This is a genomic window from Gordonibacter faecis (assembly GCF_030077735.1).
Lineage (GTDB): Bacteria > Actinomycetota > Coriobacteriia > Coriobacteriales > Eggerthellaceae > Gordonibacter > Gordonibacter faecis.
Window position 1 is genome coordinate 121,353 of sequence record NZ_JASJEU010000012.1, and the last position, 19,464, is coordinate 140,816.

Below are 19,464 nucleotides of genomic sequence, written 5' to 3' on the forward strand. Positions count from 1 at the left end.
GCACCCGCGCGCCAACCGCGCTTCGCCAGGGCGTGCGCTGCCGGGAAGAGTTACCCCGGACGTGGGTCGTGCGCGGCACGGTGCGCGCGAGGCGGGCCAGATGACCGTGGAGTTGGCCGTGGTGTTTCCGGTGCTGTTGGTGGTGGCGGTGATTGCCGTGAACGTGCTTCTGTTCTTCTCGGAGTGCGCGGCATTTGACCGAACGGCGCGCGAGGCGGTGCGCGTGTATGCGACCTCCCCGGCCTACGGGCAGGGGCTGGAGCAGAGCCAGGCGCTGGTGCAGCAGACCGTTCAAGCGGCCTTCGACAAGCCCTACCTGGCCTCGCGCGTGGCGACGGAAGGAGTGTCCGGAGGCGCGGTGCGGTTCACGGCAACGCTTGAGTTCTCGCCGACGTTGTTTGGCATGGGATTGAAGTCGTCGGTGTTCGGCGTGGCGCTGCCGCACTTGGAACACTCGGTGGCGCTGGTGGTGGAGCCGTACAAACCGGGGGTGTTGCTATGAGCGAGCAGGCGCGTCGTCTGCGAAGGGCGGCTGTGGTGCTGGGCGTGTTGCTGGTAATTGCGCTGGTACTGCACGTGGTAGGTGCGCTTGGTGCGCCAAGTGTGCTGGCCGAGGCGTCACACGTTATCGCCACGGAAGTTGGTGAGACGTACGGTTCGCCCGCACTCCCGGCAGGGTTCGAAGATGAGGTGCTGTGCGCGGCCAGCTTCGAAGACGTTCGTGTGAGTCCGGAAGGCTCGGTGGTGGGCTTCACGGCGCGTGGCACTCCAGCGGAAGCGTTTAAGCAGGTAGAAGGCCTCATGCGCGACCACGGCTGGACGGTGGTGCCGGGCGGAGACGGGGCGAGCGGCTCGTTTCTGAAGGAGGTCGGACAGTATCGGTGGGCGTTTGTGGGGTGCGTACGTGTGGGCGATACGACGAGCGTGGTCGTGCAGTGCGCGGCGGATGACGGGAAAGGATGAGGCATGGCTGACAAGAACAAAGAAGGTACGCGTGCGGTGCATGGTGCCGACGCACCGAAGAGAAGGCGCCGCGTTTCGGCAGGAACTCCGCCGGTGGACGAGCGAACCTCGCTTGCGCTGGCGGTGCGCACTGCGCGCAAGGCGCGCGGTCTTCTGCTGACGGCGCCGAACGACAAGGCGCTGCTGCTCATGCCGTGTAACGACGTGCATACCGTGGGTATGCGCCACCCCCTGGATGTCGCGTTTGTTGACGGCGAAGGCCGTGTGGTGGAAACGCATCGCTCCGTGGGCCCGCTCAGGCGGCTACGTAACACCAAGGCGGTGGCCGTGGTGGAGCGCTTTGCGTGCTGCGATACGCCGTGGTTCGCCATCGGTGACCAGGTGATGATTTCAGGTAGGAAGGAGGTGGCGCGATGAAAACGTGTCCGGTGTGTAAGGCGCGCACGTTCGACGATGCGGAGGTGTGCTACGGCTGCATGCATCGCTTCGGCAGCACGCCGACGGAGGTGTTAGCCGATGCGGGGGGCTGGGAGCCCGAAGAGGGCGTGAGCCTTGGTCGGCTGGCAGCCCATGAGACGAAGCCCCAGATGGAAAGCCCAGCGGAAGAAGAGCGCGTGGCTGGTCACGCGGCGCTTGTGGAAGCGCCAGTGCCGGATAAGGAGGGCACGTCCGGTGAACATGATGTTCGCTCGGAAGGAAGGCACGCCGCCGAGCGGGCGCGTTGCCTCAGCGGTGGTATCTCTGCACAGGAGTCGCGTCGGGAGCTGACGCACCGCGAAGCGCAGCCCGTCGAGGGGACGCTTCGCCGATCGACACGGGCCGATCCCGTTCGGCGTGCCCGGCGAGACAGCGTGCCGTTCGATGGTGCGGGGTGGATTGTCCGCTTCGAACTGCCGGGTGCGTTGCATGAAGCACAGGAGGGCCTGGAGCAGGCCACGCATGAAGCATATTTCACTGATACGCATGCGGTGGAGCGAGGGCGCGGCGGCTCGCTGGTAATCAGCATCGAGCCAGCTGCAGGATCGGGCGGCCGCGAAGCGGCACGTGCTGAGCCGACAGCGGCGGGTGCCGTGCGCGTGCTTGAACCAACCGCCAGCCGGGGTGAACAGGTACGGTCATGACGGCCGGAGCCCTCGTGGCGGGTGCTGCCCTGGTAGGTGCGGTGGCGGGATGGACGGTGGTGCCGTGGGCGTCCGACCGCGCGCTCAAGCGTGTTCGTGCGCGGGCTGACTCATGGTGGGATGACTCACTTGAAGTGTATCGCGCTTTCAAGTGTGCACATCCTGGCATTGAGCCAGCAAGCGCGTCCCCGGGGGAGGAAGGCGCGGTTGGCCTCTGGCGCGACTATGTGCTTGAACAGGCGCACCTCGGTGCGCTCACCCGGGAGCACCTGTGCACTCTTGCGCAAGCGGGCCTCGACATGAGCGGCACGGTGGCGGCAGGGACCGAAGAAGAGCGCGCCCTGCGCTGCTCATTCCGGCCACGCATGTGGCAGCGTGCGATATGCGCGGTGGGTGCGGCCATGTTCGCGGCGTTCGCTGCGGTGCTCGCGCCAGGTGTAGGTGCGGCTGTGGCGCTCTGTGTGTGTTTGCTTGCCATGGAGGTGGCTGTGGTGTGTGACCTGCGCGCCCGCACGATTCCTCTGGAAACGTGTGTGCTTGTGGTGCTTGCCGGTGCGGCGTTTCAGGTGGTGGTGAACGGCTTCGAGGGCGTGATGGCGGGACTTATGTTCGCGGGCATTGCGGTTGTCGGCAGCATGGCGGCGAACCGGGTGCTGCGCGGGCACTGTCCGGGAGGCGCTGTTGGCGGAGGCGACGTGCGCTGCATGGGTGCGCTCTCGGTGGCCACGGGGGCGGGGGCGGCGTGCGGATTTGCCGCTTGCTATGCGCTGGCGGCTGCAACCTCGCTCGCGGGATGTGCCACCAAGCGTCTCACGTGGACCGATGGCGTGCCCATGGCTCCGTTTCTGACGGTGTGGTTGGCCTGCGGGGCGTCGGTCAGCCTGGTTGCCACATGAAGGCGCGCGAGCGGGGTCTTGCGAGACATTCCGGCGAGGCAGCCTTCGTTTCGGCTCGCGCCGGACCGGTGTGAGTTTCTGCCGCAAAACGGCGGCTTAAACGGGTTGAAGGAAGGTCGGGCTAAAGGGGCCCGGCAACCAAACAAGAAAGGACATCAGTATGAACGCAGCAAAGACCAACGCAACCTTTTCCTTCGAGGCGAACGCGAAGGTGCGCCCAGGCATTTCCACGCGTGCGCAGGGCGCTCGTGCCAAGGCGCGCGCCCTCGCAGTGCGCGGTGAGGAAGGCGGTGGCTCAGAGATTGTGCAGACGGTTATCGTGCTCGGCTTTGCCGTGGGCCTGGGCGCCGCACTTATGTTGTTGCAGGGCAACGTCCAATCGGCCATTACCACGGTTGGCTCGAACATCACTGACATGTTCGCGAAAGTTACGTCCGGTGCGGCCAGGTAGCTACCATCCTGCACGCGAGTGGGGGAGCAGCGTCGTGACAGCTGTTGTGGCGCTGCCCCTTCTCCTTTCGCTGCTGTGCGCCAGCTTGGATATTGGGCGCGTGGTGTTTCTGGGGGCGGAGGTCAATTCTGCTGCTCACGCGGTGTGTCGGCGCGTGGAGGCGCGCCCCCAGGCCGCCACTTCCTCCAAAGAGTTGGCGAAGGTGGCGCTTGAGGCTTCCCCTTCGCTTGGAGGCGAGGGACTTGCTCTCTCTGCTACCGCCAGCGTGGGATCGGCGGAACAGCAGGTCTACGGTCACAAGCTGCGCGACACCGAGTGGGGCGGCTTTCGAGAGCGGCCGGCTCGGGTGCAAACCCGCCCCGTCACGGTGTCGGTGAGTGTGAAGGGACGCTACCTCACGCCGGTGGGAGCCCTCATTGCACGCGCAACGGGTGCGGGGGATGGCTCGTTTACCTGCCGCGGTGCTGCGCGTGGCACCGTTGATGCCACGGTGGAGGGAGGTGCGTGGTGAGTGAGCGCGAGCGCGGCAGCGAGATGGTGCAGTTTTTGGTGGTGGTGCCGCTGGTGCTGTTGGTGTTGGCGGCGGCGCTGCAAGTGGGTGCCGTCATGCTGTCCATCGATCGGCTGACGGCCGATGTGACGCGAGCGTGTCGCCAGCTTGATGCGGCGGGCTTGTCGCTGGCGGCAGACAAAGAACGGTTCGTGAAGGATGAGCTGTTGGGCGCGGCGACGCAGCTGCAGCCCGATCTGTTGACCGTGCGGGATGTGCGCCTATCGTTTGACAGCGATGCGAATTCGTCGCTTGCGCTCGCGCACCCCGGATCAATTGAGGATGGTTTGCTTGTTATTGAAGAGCGTACAAGCAGCGGGCACTTCTCGTTCGACGTGGCCTACGAACTGCCGTCGCTGGCGGCGATTCCCGGCATGGAACACAGAAGCATCGCGCGCCACGTGGAGTGTGCGCGCACCGAGGGAAGGGTGGTTGAGGTGGAGGTGTCGCCGTTATGAGGGTGCGTGCCGCGGGTGCGCGCAGTGCGGCGTCCGAGCGCGGTAATGTGACTCCGCTCGCGCTGGCGGTGGCATTGGTGCTGTTCATGGCCCTGGGATTCGCCGTGGATCAGGGTGTGGCGTGCGCATCTAAGGTGCGTCAGGAAAACGCGCTCGATGCGGCACGCGATGCCTGCATGGACACCTCGTTTGCCCTCGTGGCGAAAAACGACAACGACCCGGGGCTTGCGGTAGCACGCCGCTTGACGCAGACGTTGCGCGACGAGGGCTACCAAGGCGGGGCTACGGTGTGGTTCTATGAGGTGCCCGCCTCTGCCTTGCCACGCTCGCGCCGGGTGTGGGGCGTGGCGGTGCAGTTGGAAGAAGACGTGCCCACGGTGATAGCCCGCGGGTTCGGCGTGGTATCGCTGCCGGTGGCGTCGAAGCGCATTGTGACGGCGGAACCCTACGCCGACGTGGTGGCATGGCGGCCTGTCGGCACGCAGAGTAACGCACGCTTCCAGCTGCGAGCAGGCATGAAGGTGAGCTCGCTCTCCCGCGTCCGTCTGGGAGGTTTGGGAGATTATCCGGAAGAGTTGCAGCAGCGCGTGCGCGCGATGACAGCCGACGCCACGGGGCGCTTATAGAAAGGATGAAGGAATGATCGGACGGAGAAGGGCTCAAGGGGCTGCGGGTGGCTACGCCAGTCGCAGCGAAGAGCCGCCTCAGCGTGGCGGGTCTGACGTGTCTGCCACGACGCGCCTTCGCAGGGAGGATATGCGTGCGCCGCGGGAGCAGAATGCGGCACGGCCGCTGCGCGAGGATGCGGGCGCGCAGCCTGCTCGCCGGGTGTTTGCACCGCGCGAGGGCGCCGATACGAGTGACACGAACCGCGTGAAGCGGCTGGCCGCAGTGGCAGGGGTTTCGGTGGCAGTGGCCCTGGTTGCAGCGGCGTACGGAACGTGGGCGGCACTGTCCGCTCAAGCCGCCATTGCTGAGGCAGGAGCCGATGCGCAGCCAACGCTGGTTGCGGTAACCGACATACGGGCTGGTGAGGAGCTTGCCGCTTCGTCGTTCGAGATCCGTTCAGTGCCGCGCAGTTTGCGGGCGAAAGGGGCGCTGGGGCCGGAGGCTCTTAAGGCGGAGGCAGGCGCGGCGTCAGTTGCAGGCAAACAGGCGCTCGTGGACATCGCCCAGGGTGCCCAGGTAACTCCTGCCAGTGTGGCCGGCGGTCTCGACAGTGGCTTTTTGGCTGGTTCGCTTGCGTCTGGGATGCAGGCCGTCACGGTGGCGGTGGATGCGGAGACGGGTATAGCGGGGCTCTTGCGCCCGTCTGATCGGGTGCGCGTGGTGGCGCTTGAGTCGGCGGCCTCGGGCGAGACGGTGCTCACCACGCTGTGCGAGGCGGCACGCGTGTTGGCGCTTGACGCCGATAGGTCGGGCGAGGGTGGTGCCTACGCGTCGGTCACGGTGGAAGTGACGCCCGAGCAGGCGGATGCCGTTCGCTCCGCGCAGCATGCGGGCAAGGTGAGTTTGGTGTTGCTGTCGGCTTTGGATGTGTCGCCTGGCGGGGGTGCGGGCGGAGGCGCTGTAGAGGATCCCGCTGCGGCTGAGGCTGGTTTGGCAGGCGCTGGGGCGAACGCCGTTGCACCCTTCGAAGATGCCGAAGTGTCGGAGGGTGGCGAGTTCGATGGATAGGGCGACTGAGCGCGCGTTCAAAGCTGCCGTGCGTCAAGAAGTGGCGGCGAAGCTGGGCGGCGAAGAGGCCGGCCCTGAGCGGGTGAAGGAACTCATCTCCATTGCTGTGGAAGCCATTGCGTTCGACTTCGGCGTGGCGCTCAGTCCAGCCGAGTCGATCGCGCTCTCAAATGCCCTCATCGACGATTTTTTGTACTACGGTCCGCTACAACCCCTGCTCAACGACGGGTCCATCACTGAAATCATGGTGAATGGGGGCGGCGTGGACGTGACCGATCCGGCGCTGCCGTTCCTACCACCTATCGTGTATGTGGAGCGCGCGGGGCGCTTGGAGTACCGGCCCGACGTGGCGTTCGATGACTCCGACCATTTAAGGCGCATCATAGACAAGATTGCCGAACAGGCGGGTGCGCGCTGTGACGAATCGCATGCCATGGGCTGTGCCATGCTTCCCGGCGGTCGGGCGCGCGCTACCTATGTGGTGCCGCCGCTTGCCCCCGACGGCCCGGCCCTTAACCTGCGTACGTTCAAAAACGACCTCTTGAGCATGGAAGACCTTGAACGTGCGGGTGCGCTTTCGGCGGCTATGTCGGACTTTTTGCGCTCGGCGGTGGCGGCGCGTTGCCCCATTGTTATTTCGGGTGGCACGGGTTCAGGCAAAACAACACTGCTCAACGCGCTTTCGGGTTTCATTCCGCCCGATGAACGCGTGATTACCATAGAGGATACGCCGGAGCTGCGGCTTCGCACGCCTCATACCGAGCGCATGCAAACGCGCGAGGCGAACACCGAGGGTCAGGGTGCGGTCACTATGCGCGATTTAGTGGCCATTGCTCTGCGGCGCCGACCCGACCGCATCATCGTAGGCGAGTGCCGCGGGGCCGAGGCCTACGACATGTTGCAGGCCATGCAGACCGACCACCCGGGTTCTATGACCACCATTCATGCGAATGACCCGGACAACGCCATCAGCCGCTTGCGCACTATGGTGGGCTACGCCGATGGTGAGCTGGGCCGCGACGTCATCATGCAGCAGATAGCCGAGTCGCTGCGCGGAGGGCTGGTGGTGCATACCGACCGCTTGCAAGATGGCCGCCGCAAGGTGACCAGCATTGTTGCGGTGGATCCGCTGCCCGATGGCGCCACGGTTATTCCACGCGCTGAACTCTTCTCATTCGACGTGGAAGGGGTGGATGCGGAGGGCTGGACGGTGGGCTCGTGGCGCGCGTGCGGTATTCAGCCCCAGCATATTAAGGAGCGCATGCGTGCGGCGGGCGTGTGGTACGACCCCGCCTGGTTCTTCGCTGCGTAACGGCGGGGGAAGGAGACAGACATGGTGTACCTCGCAGTATCAACGGCCATCGCGGCGGCATGTGTGGTGTTGGCGATGGCGGTAGTTAAGGCTGTGCGCGAGGAACGGCTCGCTCAACGAGGCAGGTCACTCACGGTATTTGGCCCGGTGAGCGCCGAGGCGGGTAAACCTGAGCGCGCGAAAGATGACGGAAAGCCTGTGCGCAATACGCCCCTGGCACGCCGCTTGCGGGCAGCGGGTATCGGGATGAGTCCAACGGCGTTTGTTACCACGTTAGTGGCGCTCGCCTTCCTTGCCTATGCCTGTGGACTCACGATGGGTGGCACGGCCGTTGGGGTAGTGGCGGCAGCTGGTGTGCTGGTGGGCGGACGTGTGTGGGTGCGCCGTGCCGAGCGCAAACGGCGTGAACTCTTTGACGTGCAACTGGCGCATGCGCTTCCGCAAATTGCAGCGAGTGTGCGCGGCTCGCTCACCTTGGAGCGCGCCCTGCGTGTGGCATCCGTGCACATGGAAGAGCCGCTACGCAGTGAGGTGGCGCGCGTTTTGGCGGACGCGTCGTACGGCATGCCGCTGGCGGATGCCCTTGAGCGCATGGCAGAGCGCACCCAGAGTCAGGACGTGAAAACGCTGGCGGCGGCCACGCGCATTAGGCAGAGCCGCGGCGGCAGTATTGCGGCTGCTCTCGCGCTCATTTCGAAGCGGGTGGACGCGCGCTTGCGAGAAGCCCGCGAACTCAAGGTGGAGATAGCCGGCACACGGGCGGCTAAGTGGTTCGTTGCCTGCGCCATGCCCGCGCTCTTCGCCCTTATGTATGTGACGAATGCAGACTTCGCTCGGTTTTACCAAAGCGAGCCGCTTGGGTGGGTGGTGCTCGGTGTGGCAGTGGTGCTGGAGGTGGCGGGGCTGCTTATGTCGCGCGCCATTACGTCGGTTGAGCGGGTCTGAGCGAGTGCGGGTGGAAGAACAAAGAAGGAGGATGCGCGATGGGTGCATCGGTGGTGGTGCTGGCGCTTTTGCTTGCGGTGGGCGGCGCGGCAGGACTTGCTGTGTATGAGGTATTAGTGCGCTCGCACGCTCCGGCGTTGCGCGTTGGAGCGCGAGGTGAAGGTGCTGCGGTGGCCGGGGCTGGCTCGCGCGGCCGCGCAGCATCGGGTACCTCGGGCGCTAAAGGCACGAGTGAGAAGGATCTCGCATACGGGCGGTTCGCGCAGGTCATAGGGCGTGCGACGCGTGCCATAGAGCATGCACTGCCCATGGCACGCAGCGACAGCGAGGCCTACCGCGAACTACTTTCAGGAGCAGGATGGGATATCGCGCCTGAGACGTGGCGCGGCTTGCGTGTGCTGGCGGCTGCAGCCGGTGCGCTGGTGGCCTGTGCCCTCACTGTGCCGGGAGGGCAGCTGGCCCCGCCTGCCGTCTGCGCGTTTGCCGCCGTTGCTGCGGTGGCGGGCTGGGCGCTTCCGCGTCTGGTGCTCGCGCGTGCCGAACAGCGTCGGCGGCGCGCTATAGAACGGCAGTTGCCCGATGCCATGGAGCTTCTCGGCATCGCGGTGGCGGCTGGCTCGCCCGTGGAGCAGTGCTTTCGCGAAGTGGCGCGCAACCTGGAAAAGCCGCTGTCCGAAGAGTTCGAAGCGGTTGACCGTGAGGTGAACCTGCTTGGTCATACGCGTGAACAGGCCTTCGAGCATCTGGCCAAACGTTGCCGCAGCCGCGATGTTGCTGCTTTCACAGCTCAGTTGGCCCAAGCCGTGAACCAGGGGTCGTCGGTTGCCGAGGGGCTTACGGCTCAGGCGGAACTCGCTCGTGCAACCGCGCAGGCGGCCGCCATCGAGCGCATTAGGAAAATGCCTACGAAGCTGGATATTGTGCTGTCGTTTTGCTTCCTGCCTCCCACGATAGCGCTGGTGGTGGCCCCGACGGTGGTCAACCTGATGCAGTTTTTGAACGACACATTGCAGTAAGGAGGGACAGTATGGGAAAGCCTGATGAAGGTGCGTTCGTGCGCGAACGGGTAGAACCGGTTGAGCGGCACGACAAGAAAAAGGCTATGACACGTCGAGCGTTTGCGGGGCTGAGCGCGGCGGCCGCGGCTACGCTGTTGGTGGGCACGCGTTTTGCCTGGGCAGCGGTCGGACGCGGGGCGTGGGGCGACTGCGGCGCGGTGGCTCGGCCGGGTGCAACGTTTGGCTACGATGCGGGATGGTCGTACTCCAATAACCTCTGCGTGTGGTTGGCAGCTTCGTGCAATTGCCAGGTAGGTCGTATGACCGAACTGTTCTTGGAAGTGCGCGTGGATGCGTATGTAGCGTGCGGCGGCGTGTGGACGCCCACCTGGTTCCCGGATATTCCGGACACGCCGACGTATGCCTATATACGCGACGAGTCGGGCGAGTGGCTGGCCTCGGCGTATTGGATTATCGACACGGTGTATGACCACGACTACTACGAGTACATGACGGGCACCAAACTGCGCATTCCGCGTCGGGAGGCAGACTATACCTGCTGGTGCGGGGCGGATATTCGCGGGCTCGGCGGCAGCGCGCCGGGCACGCACTCGGTGGCGGAAGCAACCCAGATTGTGCCACATCATGTGTTGGGTGACGACGCGTGGTGGCACGGTCGCATTGTCACGCTGCGGCCCCGTGTGGCAGAACACCTGCGCCTTGATGTGCTGGGAGGCTCACGCGAAAACGGTGCTGCGGTGGTGGGCTGGTCGCTCACGAACCTGACGAACCAACACTGGATTGCGCTGCAAAGCGGGCAAGGTCGCACGTGTTTTGTGCCCGTGCACCTGGGGGAGAGCCCGCTCTACCTCGATTCGAGTAACGGCACCTGGGATGATGGCGCTGCCGTTGACATCTTTGAGGGTAACGGCACGCCGGCCCAGTCGCTCTACATGCACGGGTTGGGCAACGGCTACCACCTGCTGGTGTTCGAGTGTTCCGGCTGCGCGCTCGATTTGCGCGATGGCGGCCAGCAAGACGGAACACCCGTGGATCAGTGGAACTCCTATAACGACTGGAACAACCCGAATCAGCAGTGGAAGCTTGGCGAACCAGAATTTCGCGAAGAGTGGCCGGGGACGCTTGAGGTGACCGGTGAGGCACGCCCTGGGGGAACACTTTCGGCACCCAATCCTGCCGAGGCGTGTGTACCGCGCAACTTCCCCGGTACGTCAGGCATGTTCTACCGCTACACGTGGTATCGGGGTGCGTCGGCGGGCGAGCGCACCGAAGTGGTGCGTCCGGCGGAGGAAAACCCCTCCTATTCCGTGGTGGATGCCGACGCGGGAACGTACCTCACCTGCGTCATCACGGCCCATACGCGCTTTGCGGATATCCAGTATAAGGGTGAGGTGGTGATTCCCTCGGTGCTGGTGCAGGGTGAACCGACGGACGCGGAAGAACCGTCTTCTGGCGTGCGCTTTTACGTTGATGGCGAAACAACGCCCTGCTATTCGGACAAGGCTGCCAGCGGTGCCTACACCGTGCCGCGCGCGGCCTGGGATGCAGCCGCCAAACCCGGATGCTCGGGTGTGGAAGGGTGGTATCGCGATGCGGCGTGTACGAAGCGCTTTGCTGACGGCTCCACGGTTACCGGTGGTCTGAACCTCTACGCGCGCAATCGCGTGGCGCTGTCCTACGCCATGGCCGACCGCTCCTGCTTGGTGTCGTCCAACCGTACCTATTATGTTGATAGGGCGCTTGAGCGACGGCTTTCGTCGCCGGGTGCCGTGCTGCCTGCTTCCGCGGGGCTCTACTACGGTGATCGCGTCACGTTCGCCAGTGGCCCCAGCGTGTGGTATCGCGAGATGGGGCGCGTGCGTGAAGCAGCTTGTGAGCAGGGCGCTTATGCCGACGCCTCCGCCGCGGGGCCGCCTATGACTTCGGCACGCCTGACGCGCGACACGGTGGCTTACCTTGTGTGGGGGACGCCCGCCTACGACGGCATCTCACTCGCGTAGCAGGTTGCCCTCCCGTCGCGCCCACCACTGCGTTACAATACCCGCCATGGAAAACGAACAGAACATCAATGAGGCCGCTCAGGCGGCCTCCACCCCAACCACCGACGCCGAGGCTGCGCCTGCCGTCGACATCATTTTGGCCAGCGGATCGCCGCGTCGCAAGCAACTGTTAGAGGACACGGGAGTCGCCTTTACCGTGCACGTGTCCGACGTGGACGAATCGCTGGAGCCCGACCTGTTGGCCGACCCGCCCGAGGCCGCGAAGAAGCTCGCGGAGCGCAAGGCCGGTGCGGTCGTGCAGGAGGTGCTGGCTGAAGACTACGTGGGCACGGCTGCCATCCTGGGCGCCGATACCATGGTGGTGTGCGGCGGCGAGATATTCGGCAAACCGAAAAGTATCTCGGACGCTAAGCGTATGCTGCGCCGTCTGTCGGGAACCACGCACGAGGTGGTCACGGCCGTGTCGCTCTGGATGGTGGCCGCGCCCTCAAAAGAGGATGTGTCGCTGGGCTTCCGTACGTTTGTCGACCGTGCCGCCGTCACCTTCCACGACCTGACGGACGAAGACATTACGGAGTATCTGCGCAAAGGCGAGTCCTTCGACAAAGCCGGAGCCTACGCCGCACAAGGTGCCGGCGCCGCACTCGTCAAACACATAGAAGGCTCTCTCGACACCGTCATAGGACTCCCCGTCACTCGCCTCCAACAAGAATTCCCCGACCTCTTCCTCGTGTAGGATAAGTAGGGGCACCTCTTACAGGTTGAAAACTTAACCTCGCAGGTCCAAATCAGTCAGCGAGGGCTTTTGCAGTGCCCCGAATTGCCACGTTGCGCGGCTGAGCGTGCTCCGCACGCGAGGGTAAGCGCAAAAGCGGCAAGGCGGGGTGCTGCAAAAGCCCGCAGCGTCGGTGCATTCCGCTGTTCGTAGAACAGCGGAACCAAAGAACCCCCAGTTCCCACGGCAAATGTAAAAATCGTGGCCCTTCGCCTGGCGTTACCGTATTGTCTCCTTTTCCGCAAGGGCGAATGGTACACTAACCGAATCTCAAGGTAAGCGTGACTGCTCTGCTCACGTATCGTGTCAAGGCGAGCGGTGGGTGGGGTCACGGATGCAGCGAAGGAAGCAAGTAGTGCACGACGATATTGCGGAAATACTGTTCACTGAAGACGAGATTGCCCAGCGTGTGGGCGAAATCGGGCGCGCCATTACGCGCGACTACGCTGACGTGGCGGATGAGGGCATTGTGCTCGTGTCCGTGCTGCGCGGCGCAGCCATCTTCATGGCGGACCTTGCCCGCGTAATCGACCTGCCGCTCGAGATGGACTATATGGCCGTCTCGTCCTACGGCAGCGGCACGAAAAGTTCCGGCGTCATTCGCATCTTGAAAGACCTTTCGACCAACATCGAAGGGCGTCACGTCATCGTGGCCGAGGACATCCTCGACTCCGGCCTTACCCTGGAATACCTGTTGAAAAACCTGTCGGAGCGTCACCCGGCCTCGTTGCGCGTGGCCACGTTTCTTCGGAAACAGACGCAGCCGCAGGCCGAGATCGATTGCACCTACCTTGGTTTCGAATGCCCCGACAGCTTCATTGTTGGGTATGGGTTGGACTACGCGGAGCACTACCGCAACCTTCCCTACGTGGGCGTTCTGAAGCCAGAAGTGTACCGCTAACCACGTCCTCGGCGGGTCGCTTCGGCGAAACCCGGCGAAGGCGCGCACGAAGGCCAACCGCGTCGCAGACTGAGTGTCCAAGCGCGGCGGCCATCGGCCGTTTCGAGAAGAAAGTCAGGCTCTATGGCACAGCAAAACAAACAAAACCAGTTTCAGCAGCCGAGTCCTCGGACCACCATTATCTCGGTGCTGCTGTTCATGCTGGTGGCCTTCTTCGTGGGTCAGCAGTTCATGAACATGTCGTCGAACGCGACACAAACCGATAACCTCATCACGTCGGAATTTGTGCAGGCAGTTGAGCAGGATCGCGTGACGCGTGTGGTGTATGACGCGGGCGGTCACACGGTCACGGGTTCTTACTACCCGGCCATCACGGCGGGCTCCACGGCGGCGAACGCGTTCAACGATGCGTTCCAGGCGCTCAACGCGCGCATGGCTACCATTAAAAACCCCGACACGGGCAAGGCGCTCGGCGGTGTGGGCACCTCCGATATCGTGGCAGCCACGTTGGGCACCGAGCACAACTTCACGTCCACGTACGTGGGCCAAGACTCGCTCGGCGAACTCATGGCGGCGCACCCCAACGTGCCCTACCAGGTGAACCTGCCCTCAGGCTTCGTTGACCTGCTGTTCTCCCTGTTGCCCATCATTGCCATTGCGGCCATCATGTTCTTCTTTTTCTCGCAGATGCAAAAGGCGAACAACTCGCAGATGTCGTTTGGCAAGGCCAAAACCAAGAAGTCCATTGAGGAACGCCCCGACGTGAAGTTCTCGGACGTGGCCGGTGTGGACGAGGCTGTGGAAGAGATGCAGGAAATCAAGGACTTCCTGGCGAACCCCGCGAAGTACCAGTCCATGGGCGCGAAGATTCCGCGCGGCTGCCTGTTGGTGGGCCCTCCGGGCACCGGCAAGACGCTGCTCGCGCGCGCTGTTGCGGGCGAGGCGGGCGTACCGTTCTTCAGCATTTCGGGTTCAGACTTCGTGGAAATGTTCGTCGGCGTGGGCGCCTCGCGCGTGCGTGACCTGTTCCAGCAGGCTAAGGATGCGTCCCCGGCTATCATCTTCATCGACGAGATTGACGCCGTAGGTCGCCAGCGTGGTACCGGCCTCGGCGGTGGTCACGACGAGCGCGAACAAACCTTGAACCAGCTGCTGGTGGAAATGGACGGCTTCGAGTCGAACGATTCCGTGGTGCTCATCGCTGCCACGAACCGCGCCGACGTTTTGGACCCGGCACTCCTGCGTCCCGGCCGCTTCGACCGCCAGATTGTGGTGGACGCCCCCGACGTGAAGGGCCGCGAGAAAATTTTGCAGGTGCACAGCAAGGACAAGCCTATCGGCAGCGACGTCGATTTGGCGAAGGTGGCCAAGCTTACGCCGGGCTTTACGGGTGCCGACTTGGCCAACCTCATGAACGAGTCGGCGCTGCTCACGGCGCGCCGCGGCAAGAAGATTATCACACAGCAGGAAGTGTCCGAGTCCATGGAGCGCGTCATTGCTGGTCCGGAGCGCAAGGGCCGCGTGCTCGACGAAAAGACGAAGCACACCATCGCCTACCACGAAAGCGGTCACGCTCTGGTGGGGCACCTGTTGCCGCACGCCGACCCCGTGCACAAGATTAGCATTATCTCGCGCGGTCGCGCGCTGGGCTACACGCTGTCTATTCCCAAGGAAGACAAGGTGCTGAACTCGCTTGGTGAGATGCGCGACGAACTGGCCGTGTTCATGGGCGGCCGCGTGGCGGAGGAAATCTTCTGCGACGACATTACCACCGGCGCCAGCAACGACCTTGAGCGCGCCACGAAGATGGCCCGCGCCATTGTGACGCAGTACGGCATGAGCGCTGAACTGGGTACGCAGGTGTTCGGCCAGCCGAACCACGAGGTGTTCCTGGGCCGCGACTACGGTAACACGCAGGACTACTCCGAGGAAACGGCGAAGCGCATCGACGACGAGGTGGCGCGCATCATGAAGGACGCGCACGACCGCGCCTACGAAATTCTGGTGAGCCACCGCGAGCAGATGGACCTCATGGCCAGTGTGCTACTGGAACGCGAGACCGTTGAGGGTGAGGCTTGCCTGGCGCTGCTCGATAACACGTGGGACGATTACCTGAAGCACGAAGGCGAAATCATTGCGCGCAAGGAAGCGGAAGAAGCTGCCGCTCGTACTCGCGACGCGAAGCTGGCCGACCCGAACTGGCGCGAAGAGCCAGTGGAGCCGGGCGACCAGAACCCCAACCCGCCGTATCGTCCGACGCCTGAGGAAGAGGCTGCGTCTCGTGCGCAGCAGCCCGGGACGTCTGGGATGCAGACACAGCAGCCTGACGCACAGCCTGCCGGTGACCGATCGCAGCATCCGAAAGGCTTTCTCGACCAGCTCGAGGATGGTTTTCGCGAGATGATGGGCGACGACCACAAACCCGGCGACGGTACGCAAAACCGTCGCGAAGACACGAAAGGCGACGAAGACAAGCGATGATCTGGCGCTGTTCGACCTTTGAATTCGACACCAAGATGCCCATTCTTATGGGCATCTTGAACGTTACCCCCGATTCCTTCTCCGACGGCGGCGCATACGAGGACGTGGACGCCGCCGTCGCCCATGCCGAGCGCATGGTGGAAGAAGGTGCTGCGCTCATTGACGTGGGCGGCGAGTCCACGCGTCCCGGCGCCGCGCCGGTGAGCGTGGAGGAAGAGTTGGCTCGTGTGCTGCCCGTGGTGCGCGCGCTCGTGGAGCGTGGCATCTGCGTGAGCGTTGACACGCGCCATGCCGAAGTGGCCCGTGCGGCCGTGGAAGCGGGCGCATCCGTGATCAACGACGTGTCCGGCTTCCGCGACCCCGCCATGGTGGAAGTGGCGCGCGATTGTGACGCAGGTCTGGTGGTCATGCACATGCAAGGCGACCCGTCCTCGATGCAGGATGACCCGGTGTACAACGACGTGGTGGACGATGTGCGCGCCTACCTGTGTGAACGCACAGCAGAATTGGAGGCGGCGGGCATTGCTCACGACTGCATCTGCATCGACCCGGGCCCCGGCTTCGGCAAGACGGCGAAGCAGACCATCGAGCTGGTGCGCAACTTCCACGAGTTCGCTCACCTGGGGTATCCCGTAATGGCGGCACTCTCGCGCAAGAGCTACATTGGCTACGCCTACGGCATTGACGAGCCGTGCGACCGCGACCGGGCGTCGGCTGCCGAGGCGCTTATGGCGTGCGAGCTGGGCGCGAACGTGGTGCGCACGCACAACGTGGCCGAAACCGTGAAGGCGCTCAAGGACCTGCGCCCCTACGTGCTGCTGGGCTTGGGCTGCAACGTGCCGCTAGTGGCGAACCCCGGCGAGGAACGGGAAGGCAAGGTGGCGCTGCTCAACCAAACAGTGGCCGAACTGTGTGCGCTGCCGGACTCGCAGATTGTCGACATCTCCAGCTTCTACGAGAGCGAGCCGGCGTACTATCTCGACCAAGATTCGTTCGTGAACGCGGTCGTGCTCATGCGCACCGGCCTGCCTCCGAAGGAACTGCTGGGCTATCTGCACGCCATCGAGAACAGCCTCGGCCGTGTGCGCGAGATCGAAAACGGGCCCCGCACCTGCGACATCGACATCATCGACTACCAGATGTATGTGGTAGATGCCGACGTGCTCACGCTGCCGCACCCGCGCGCCCTTGAGCGCGACTTCGTGGTGAAGCCGCTGCTTGAACTGCTGCCGTCCCATGTGCTGGCCGACGGCACGCCTGTCACCAGTGAAAACGTGACAGTAGGCAAGGCCGTGCGCCTGTAGAGGTTCGCCGCTGCGAAGGGGGCTTTTCCGTGTCCATGTTCCGCGTGGTGTGTCTTGAGGAAACTACCTCCACGAATGACGAGGTCAAGCGTGCGCTTGAGGCAGGCGAGGCGGAAGGTCTCGTGGTGCGGGCGCATCGTCAGGTGGCGGGGTATGGCCGGCAGGGGCGTACGTGGACGAGCCCCGAAGGTGGTCTCTACTGTTCGCTGTTGTTGCGACCGCAGGTGGAACCCGCGCGGCTTCCCACGTTAAGCCTGGTAGTGGGCCTTGCCGTGCGCCAAGCGGTTGTGGCGCTTGTGGGCGAAACCGCCGCACGGTTAGTGCAGATCAAATGGCCCAACGATGTTGTGCTTGCTCAAGGCGAACCTCCCTTCTCGAAACTCTGCGGCATCTCGTGTGAGGCCCACGCGGGTGGCGTGTGCGTAGGGGTGGGCGTGAACGTCCTGCCGCCCGAAGAGCGGCCCGCTGTGGGTGGCAAGAATCGAGCAGCCTACGTGGCTGACCTGGTCACACCTCCGCCCGATGCCCTCACCCCGGATGTGATGCTCGATGCCTTCCTTGACACGTTCGCGCCGCGCTACCAGCAGTGGGCCTCACAAGGCATCGCTCCGTTTCTCGACGAATACAACGCCAACGCCAGCCTGACGGATCGCTTCGTGCAGGTGGTAAATCGCACGGGTGAGCCCCTGGCTGCGGGCACCGTCGCGCGCGTCGACGAAACGGGTGCCCTCGTGCTGTGCGACGCTACGGGCACCGAGACCTGCGTATTCTCCGGCGAAGCGCACATCGCCTTCTAGCGCCCACCTGCCTGTCCACCCACAACGCCCACAGCCCACATTTCCACACCCCCGCAAGCGCACCAGCCGCCCATCACCCAAATCCCCCCTTTGGCGGCGAAATTCCCTCCGGCTGTCACAAAACTGTTTTTTTATCCCTAAGCGCGAAGGTAGAATATCTCGTTCCGCAAAATGAGAAAGGCACGACAGCTATGGCAGCATCCGCAGCAGCGAAGGCGAAACTCCCGCTGAACCTGAACGAAGATAGCACGGGCGCCCCGCTCGGCAAAGATCCCAAAAACCCCGCGCGCGACAACAAGGTCAGCCGCATGGGCACCGCGTCCATCCCCCTGCTCATCACAGAGTTCGCCATTCCGGCTATTTTGGGCATGATAGTGAACGGCGCTTACAACGTGGTCGACTCCATCTTCTTGGGCCAGGCCATGGGTGAGATTGGTCTCTCGGCGGCCACGGTAGCCAACCCCATCATGATTGTGTTCATGGCAATCTCCATGCTCATCGGCAACGGCGGTAACGCGCTTGCGGCACTGCGCCTTGGTGAGGGGCGGCGCGTCGATGCCGAGGTCAGCCTCGGTAACACGATGTTCCTCAGCATTGTGGTGTCGGTACTCGTGGCCCTTGCGGCGGCGAACCCGGTCATTCTCGACAGCCTGCTCACGCTCTCAAGCGCCACCGACGATGTGCGTCCCTACGCGCACGTGTTCTTACAAATTGTTTGCTTCGGCTTCATTTTCCAGTGCATCGGCATGGGTGTGAACAACTTCATCCGTACGGCAGGCGCGCCGAATCGCGCGCTCGTCACCATGCTCATTGGCCTGGTGGTGGCCACGATATTCAACTACCTGTTCGTCATTCAGCTGGGATGGGGCGTGGCTGGGAGCGCGCTTGCCACCATCATCGGTCAGGCGTCGTCGTGCGTGGCAGTGCTCTGGTACTTCATCTTCACGAAGAATGTGCCGCTGAAGTTGCACCTGCGCTACATGGCGCCGCATCTGAAGGTGCTCGGCACCATTGTGTCGCTGGGCTTTGCGAGCTTCGCCGTGCAGGCGGGCATGGCCATTGTGAACTTCGTGATCAACCACCTGCTGGTGCAGTACGGCGCGCTGAGCCCCGTGGGTGCCGACGACGCGCTGGCCTCCATCGGTGTGGTGCAGCGCGTGGCCATGTTCACCGTGTTGCCCCTGGTGGGCGTGGCAGTAGCCATCCAGCCGCTGCTCGGGTTTAACTACGGCGCGAAACTCATCGACCGCGTACGCAAGACGCTCTGGTACGGCATTGCGGGCGCGACGGTGCTCGGCACAGTGATGTGGGGGATTGTGCACCTGTTCCCCGAGGCCATTGTGGGTGCGTTCGGCATCACGCACGAAGGCCTGGTGGACTTCACGGTGTTTGCGCTGAAGGTGCAGCTGTTTATGCTGCCTATCGTGGGCTTCCAGATTGTGGGCTCGAACTACTTCCAGGCCACCGGCCAGCCGCTCAAGTCCATCATCCTGTCGCTGACGCGTCAGATTATCTTCTTGGTGCCGCTGCTGTTCGCACTGCCCGAGGTGCTGCCGCACGTAATGTCGCAGTTCACGGGGCTGGATGCGCTGTACTTCGCCACCCCGCTGGCCGACTTTCTGTCCATCTTCACCACGGCCATATTCATTGCCGTAGAGATGCGCCGCCTGAAGAAACTCGAGCGCGGCGAAATCAAGGCGAAGTTCTAGCGCCGAACCTGCTTGCGGGCGCGTCTGCTGGTAGGCTACCGCGCCTTTGATTGTCACCCTACGTGACGCCGCCGTGGGACAATTAGTGCTTGCTGCGGTAGGCTT

The 19,464-nt window shown here is 63.8% G+C and carries 20 protein-coding genes; all 20 read left to right on the plus strand.

The genetic code is table 11. The annotated features are described in order from the left end of the window. Positions 1 to 61: 61 nt before the first annotated feature. The 20 genes from QNJ86_RS05635 to QNJ86_RS05730 all read left to right on the plus strand — a co-directional run bounded on the left by QNJ86_RS05635 (position 62) and on the right by QNJ86_RS05730 (position 19,359). Positions 62 to 502: a TadE/TadG family type IV pilus assembly protein gene (locus tag QNJ86_RS05635; RefSeq protein WP_283831626.1), complete on the plus strand. Its 441-nt coding sequence runs from the start codon at positions 62 to 64 to the stop codon at positions 500 to 502. Beyond that, entirely contained in the window at positions 499 to 963 is a 465-nt protein-coding gene (locus tag QNJ86_RS05640; protein ID WP_283831627.1) for a hypothetical protein, read from the plus strand. The genes QNJ86_RS05635 and QNJ86_RS05640 overlap by 4 nt, the downstream gene beginning before the upstream one ends. A 3-nt stretch (positions 964 to 966) precedes the next feature. Next, positions 967 to 1,380, plus strand: coding sequence for a DUF192 domain-containing protein (locus tag QNJ86_RS05645; RefSeq protein ID WP_283831628.1), 414 nt, complete (start codon positions 967 to 969; stop codon positions 1,378 to 1,380). Then, a complete protein-coding gene (locus QNJ86_RS05650; RefSeq protein WP_283831629.1) occupies positions 1,377 to 2,084 on the plus strand; it encodes a hypothetical protein in 708 nt (235 codons plus the stop codon). Before QNJ86_RS05645 ends, QNJ86_RS05650 begins: the two co-directional genes overlap by 4 nt. Next, on the plus strand, positions 2,081 to 2,980 hold the full coding sequence (locus QNJ86_RS05655) for an A24 family peptidase (RefSeq protein WP_283831630.1): 900 nt from the start codon (positions 2,081 to 2,083) through the stop codon (positions 2,978 to 2,980). Before QNJ86_RS05650 ends, QNJ86_RS05655 begins: the two co-directional genes overlap by 4 nt. A 160-nt stretch (positions 2,981 to 3,140) precedes the next feature. Beyond that, positions 3,141 to 3,431 carry a hypothetical protein gene (locus QNJ86_RS05660; protein WP_283831631.1) on the plus strand — a complete coding sequence of 97 codons (291 nt, stop codon included), beginning with the start codon at positions 3,141 to 3,143 and terminating at the stop codon, positions 3,429 to 3,431. Between the two features lie 34 nt (positions 3,432 to 3,465). Next, entirely contained in the window at positions 3,466 to 3,942 is a 477-nt protein-coding gene (locus QNJ86_RS05665; RefSeq protein ID WP_283831632.1) for a hypothetical protein, read from the plus strand. Continuing rightward, complete coding sequence (locus QNJ86_RS05670; RefSeq protein ID WP_283831633.1) at positions 3,939 to 4,439, plus strand: pilus assembly protein; 501 nt, start codon at positions 3,939 to 3,941, stop codon at positions 4,437 to 4,439. The genes QNJ86_RS05665 and QNJ86_RS05670 overlap by 4 nt, the downstream gene beginning before the upstream one ends. After that, the gene (locus QNJ86_RS05675) at positions 4,436 to 5,065 is read left to right on the plus strand and encodes a pilus assembly protein TadG-related protein (protein WP_283831634.1); all 630 of its coding nucleotides are present in this window, start codon (positions 4,436 to 4,438) and stop codon (positions 5,063 to 5,065) included. The genes QNJ86_RS05670 and QNJ86_RS05675 overlap by 4 nt, the downstream gene beginning before the upstream one ends. Positions 5,066 to 5,078: 13 nt before the next feature. Then, positions 5,079 to 6,116 carry a Flp pilus assembly protein CpaB gene (cpaB, locus tag QNJ86_RS05680; RefSeq protein ID WP_283831635.1) on the plus strand — a complete coding sequence of 346 codons (1,038 nt, stop codon included), beginning with the start codon at positions 5,079 to 5,081 and terminating at the stop codon, positions 6,114 to 6,116. Then, complete coding sequence (locus tag QNJ86_RS05685) at positions 6,109 to 7,428, plus strand: TadA family conjugal transfer-associated ATPase (protein ID WP_283831636.1); 1,320 nt, start codon at positions 6,109 to 6,111, stop codon at positions 7,426 to 7,428. Before cpaB ends, QNJ86_RS05685 begins: the two co-directional genes overlap by 8 nt. A gap of 21 nt (positions 7,429 to 7,449) precedes the next feature. After that, positions 7,450 to 8,373, plus strand: a complete 924-nt coding sequence (locus tag QNJ86_RS05690) for a type II secretion system F family protein (protein WP_283831637.1) — start codon at positions 7,450 to 7,452, stop codon at positions 8,371 to 8,373. Positions 8,374 to 8,411: 38 nt separating this feature from the next. After that, the gene (locus tag QNJ86_RS05695) at positions 8,412 to 9,389 is read left to right on the plus strand and encodes a type II secretion system F family protein (RefSeq protein WP_283831638.1); all 978 of its coding nucleotides are present in this window, start codon (positions 8,412 to 8,414) and stop codon (positions 9,387 to 9,389) included. 11 nt (positions 9,390 to 9,400) lie between these two features. Beyond that, positions 9,401 to 11,392, plus strand: coding sequence for an RICIN domain-containing protein (locus QNJ86_RS05700; protein ID WP_283831639.1), 1,992 nt, complete (start codon positions 9,401 to 9,403; stop codon positions 11,390 to 11,392). Positions 11,393 to 11,438: 46 nt separating this feature from the next. Next, positions 11,439 to 12,128, plus strand: a complete 690-nt coding sequence (locus QNJ86_RS05705; protein WP_283831640.1) for a nucleoside triphosphate pyrophosphatase — start codon at positions 11,439 to 11,441, stop codon at positions 12,126 to 12,128. Between the two features lie 394 nt (positions 12,129 to 12,522). Further along, positions 12,523 to 13,068 (plus strand): hypoxanthine phosphoribosyltransferase, encoded by a 546-nt coding sequence (hpt, locus tag QNJ86_RS05710; RefSeq protein ID WP_283831641.1) that lies wholly within the window; start codon positions 12,523 to 12,525, stop codon positions 13,066 to 13,068. A gap of 123 nt (positions 13,069 to 13,191) precedes the next feature. After that, complete coding sequence (ftsH, locus tag QNJ86_RS05715; protein ID WP_283831642.1) at positions 13,192 to 15,549, plus strand: ATP-dependent zinc metalloprotease FtsH; 2,358 nt, start codon at positions 13,192 to 13,194, stop codon at positions 15,547 to 15,549. After that, entirely contained in the window at positions 15,546 to 16,853 is a 1,308-nt protein-coding gene (gene folP / locus QNJ86_RS05720; RefSeq protein ID WP_283831643.1) for a dihydropteroate synthase, read from the plus strand. Before ftsH ends, folP begins: the two co-directional genes overlap by 4 nt. A gap of 35 nt (positions 16,854 to 16,888) precedes the next feature. Next, positions 16,889 to 17,650, plus strand: a complete 762-nt coding sequence (locus QNJ86_RS05725; protein WP_283831794.1) for a biotin--[acetyl-CoA-carboxylase] ligase — start codon at positions 16,889 to 16,891, stop codon at positions 17,648 to 17,650. A gap of 191 nt (positions 17,651 to 17,841) precedes the next feature. Beyond that, positions 17,842 to 19,359 carry an MATE family efflux transporter gene (locus QNJ86_RS05730; RefSeq protein WP_283831644.1) on the plus strand — a complete coding sequence of 506 codons (1,518 nt, stop codon included), beginning with the start codon at positions 17,842 to 17,844 and terminating at the stop codon, positions 19,357 to 19,359. Positions 19,360 to 19,464: the final 105 nt, after the last annotated feature.

What these genes read in the sequence shown, in the direction of transcription:
- QNJ86_RS05655 (WP_283831630.1), top strand. Translation starts at nt 2,081, where the DNA reads ATGACGGCCGGAGCCCTCGTGGCGGGTGCTGCCCTGGTAGGTGCGGTG.
- cpaB (WP_283831635.1), top strand. Translation starts at nt 5,079, where the DNA reads ATGATCGGACGGAGAAGGGCTCAAGGGGCTGCGGGTGGCTACGCCAGT.
- QNJ86_RS05640 (WP_283831627.1), top strand. Translation starts at nt 499, where the DNA reads ATGAGCGAGCAGGCGCGTCGTCTGCGAAGGGCGGCTGTGGTGCTGGGC.
- QNJ86_RS05675 (WP_283831634.1), top strand. Translation starts at nt 4,436, where the DNA reads ATGAGGGTGCGTGCCGCGGGTGCGCGCAGTGCGGCGTCCGAGCGCGGT.
- folP (WP_283831643.1), top strand. Translation starts at nt 15,546, where the DNA reads ATGATCTGGCGCTGTTCGACCTTTGAATTCGACACCAAGATGCCCATT.
- QNJ86_RS05700 (WP_283831639.1), top strand. Translation starts at nt 9,401, where the DNA reads ATGGGAAAGCCTGATGAAGGTGCGTTCGTGCGCGAACGGGTAGAACCG.
- QNJ86_RS05645 (WP_283831628.1), top strand. Translation starts at nt 967, where the DNA reads ATGGCTGACAAGAACAAAGAAGGTACGCGTGCGGTGCATGGTGCCGAC.
- QNJ86_RS05695 (WP_283831638.1), top strand. Translation starts at nt 8,412, where the DNA reads ATGGGTGCATCGGTGGTGGTGCTGGCGCTTTTGCTTGCGGTGGGCGGC.
- QNJ86_RS05705 (WP_283831640.1), top strand. Translation starts at nt 11,439, where the DNA reads ATGGAAAACGAACAGAACATCAATGAGGCCGCTCAGGCGGCCTCCACC.
- QNJ86_RS05650 (WP_283831629.1), top strand. Translation starts at nt 1,377, where the DNA reads ATGAAAACGTGTCCGGTGTGTAAGGCGCGCACGTTCGACGATGCGGAG.
- QNJ86_RS05690 (WP_283831637.1), top strand. Translation starts at nt 7,450, where the DNA reads ATGGTGTACCTCGCAGTATCAACGGCCATCGCGGCGGCATGTGTGGTG.
- ftsH (WP_283831642.1), top strand. Translation starts at nt 13,192, where the DNA reads ATGGCACAGCAAAACAAACAAAACCAGTTTCAGCAGCCGAGTCCTCGG.
- QNJ86_RS05660 (WP_283831631.1), top strand. Translation starts at nt 3,141, where the DNA reads ATGAACGCAGCAAAGACCAACGCAACCTTTTCCTTCGAGGCGAACGCG.
- QNJ86_RS05730 (WP_283831644.1), top strand. Translation starts at nt 17,842, where the DNA reads ATGGCAGCATCCGCAGCAGCGAAGGCGAAACTCCCGCTGAACCTGAAC.
- QNJ86_RS05685 (WP_283831636.1), top strand. Translation starts at nt 6,109, where the DNA reads ATGGATAGGGCGACTGAGCGCGCGTTCAAAGCTGCCGTGCGTCAAGAA.
- QNJ86_RS05725 (WP_283831794.1), top strand. Translation starts at nt 16,889, where the DNA reads ATGTTCCGCGTGGTGTGTCTTGAGGAAACTACCTCCACGAATGACGAG.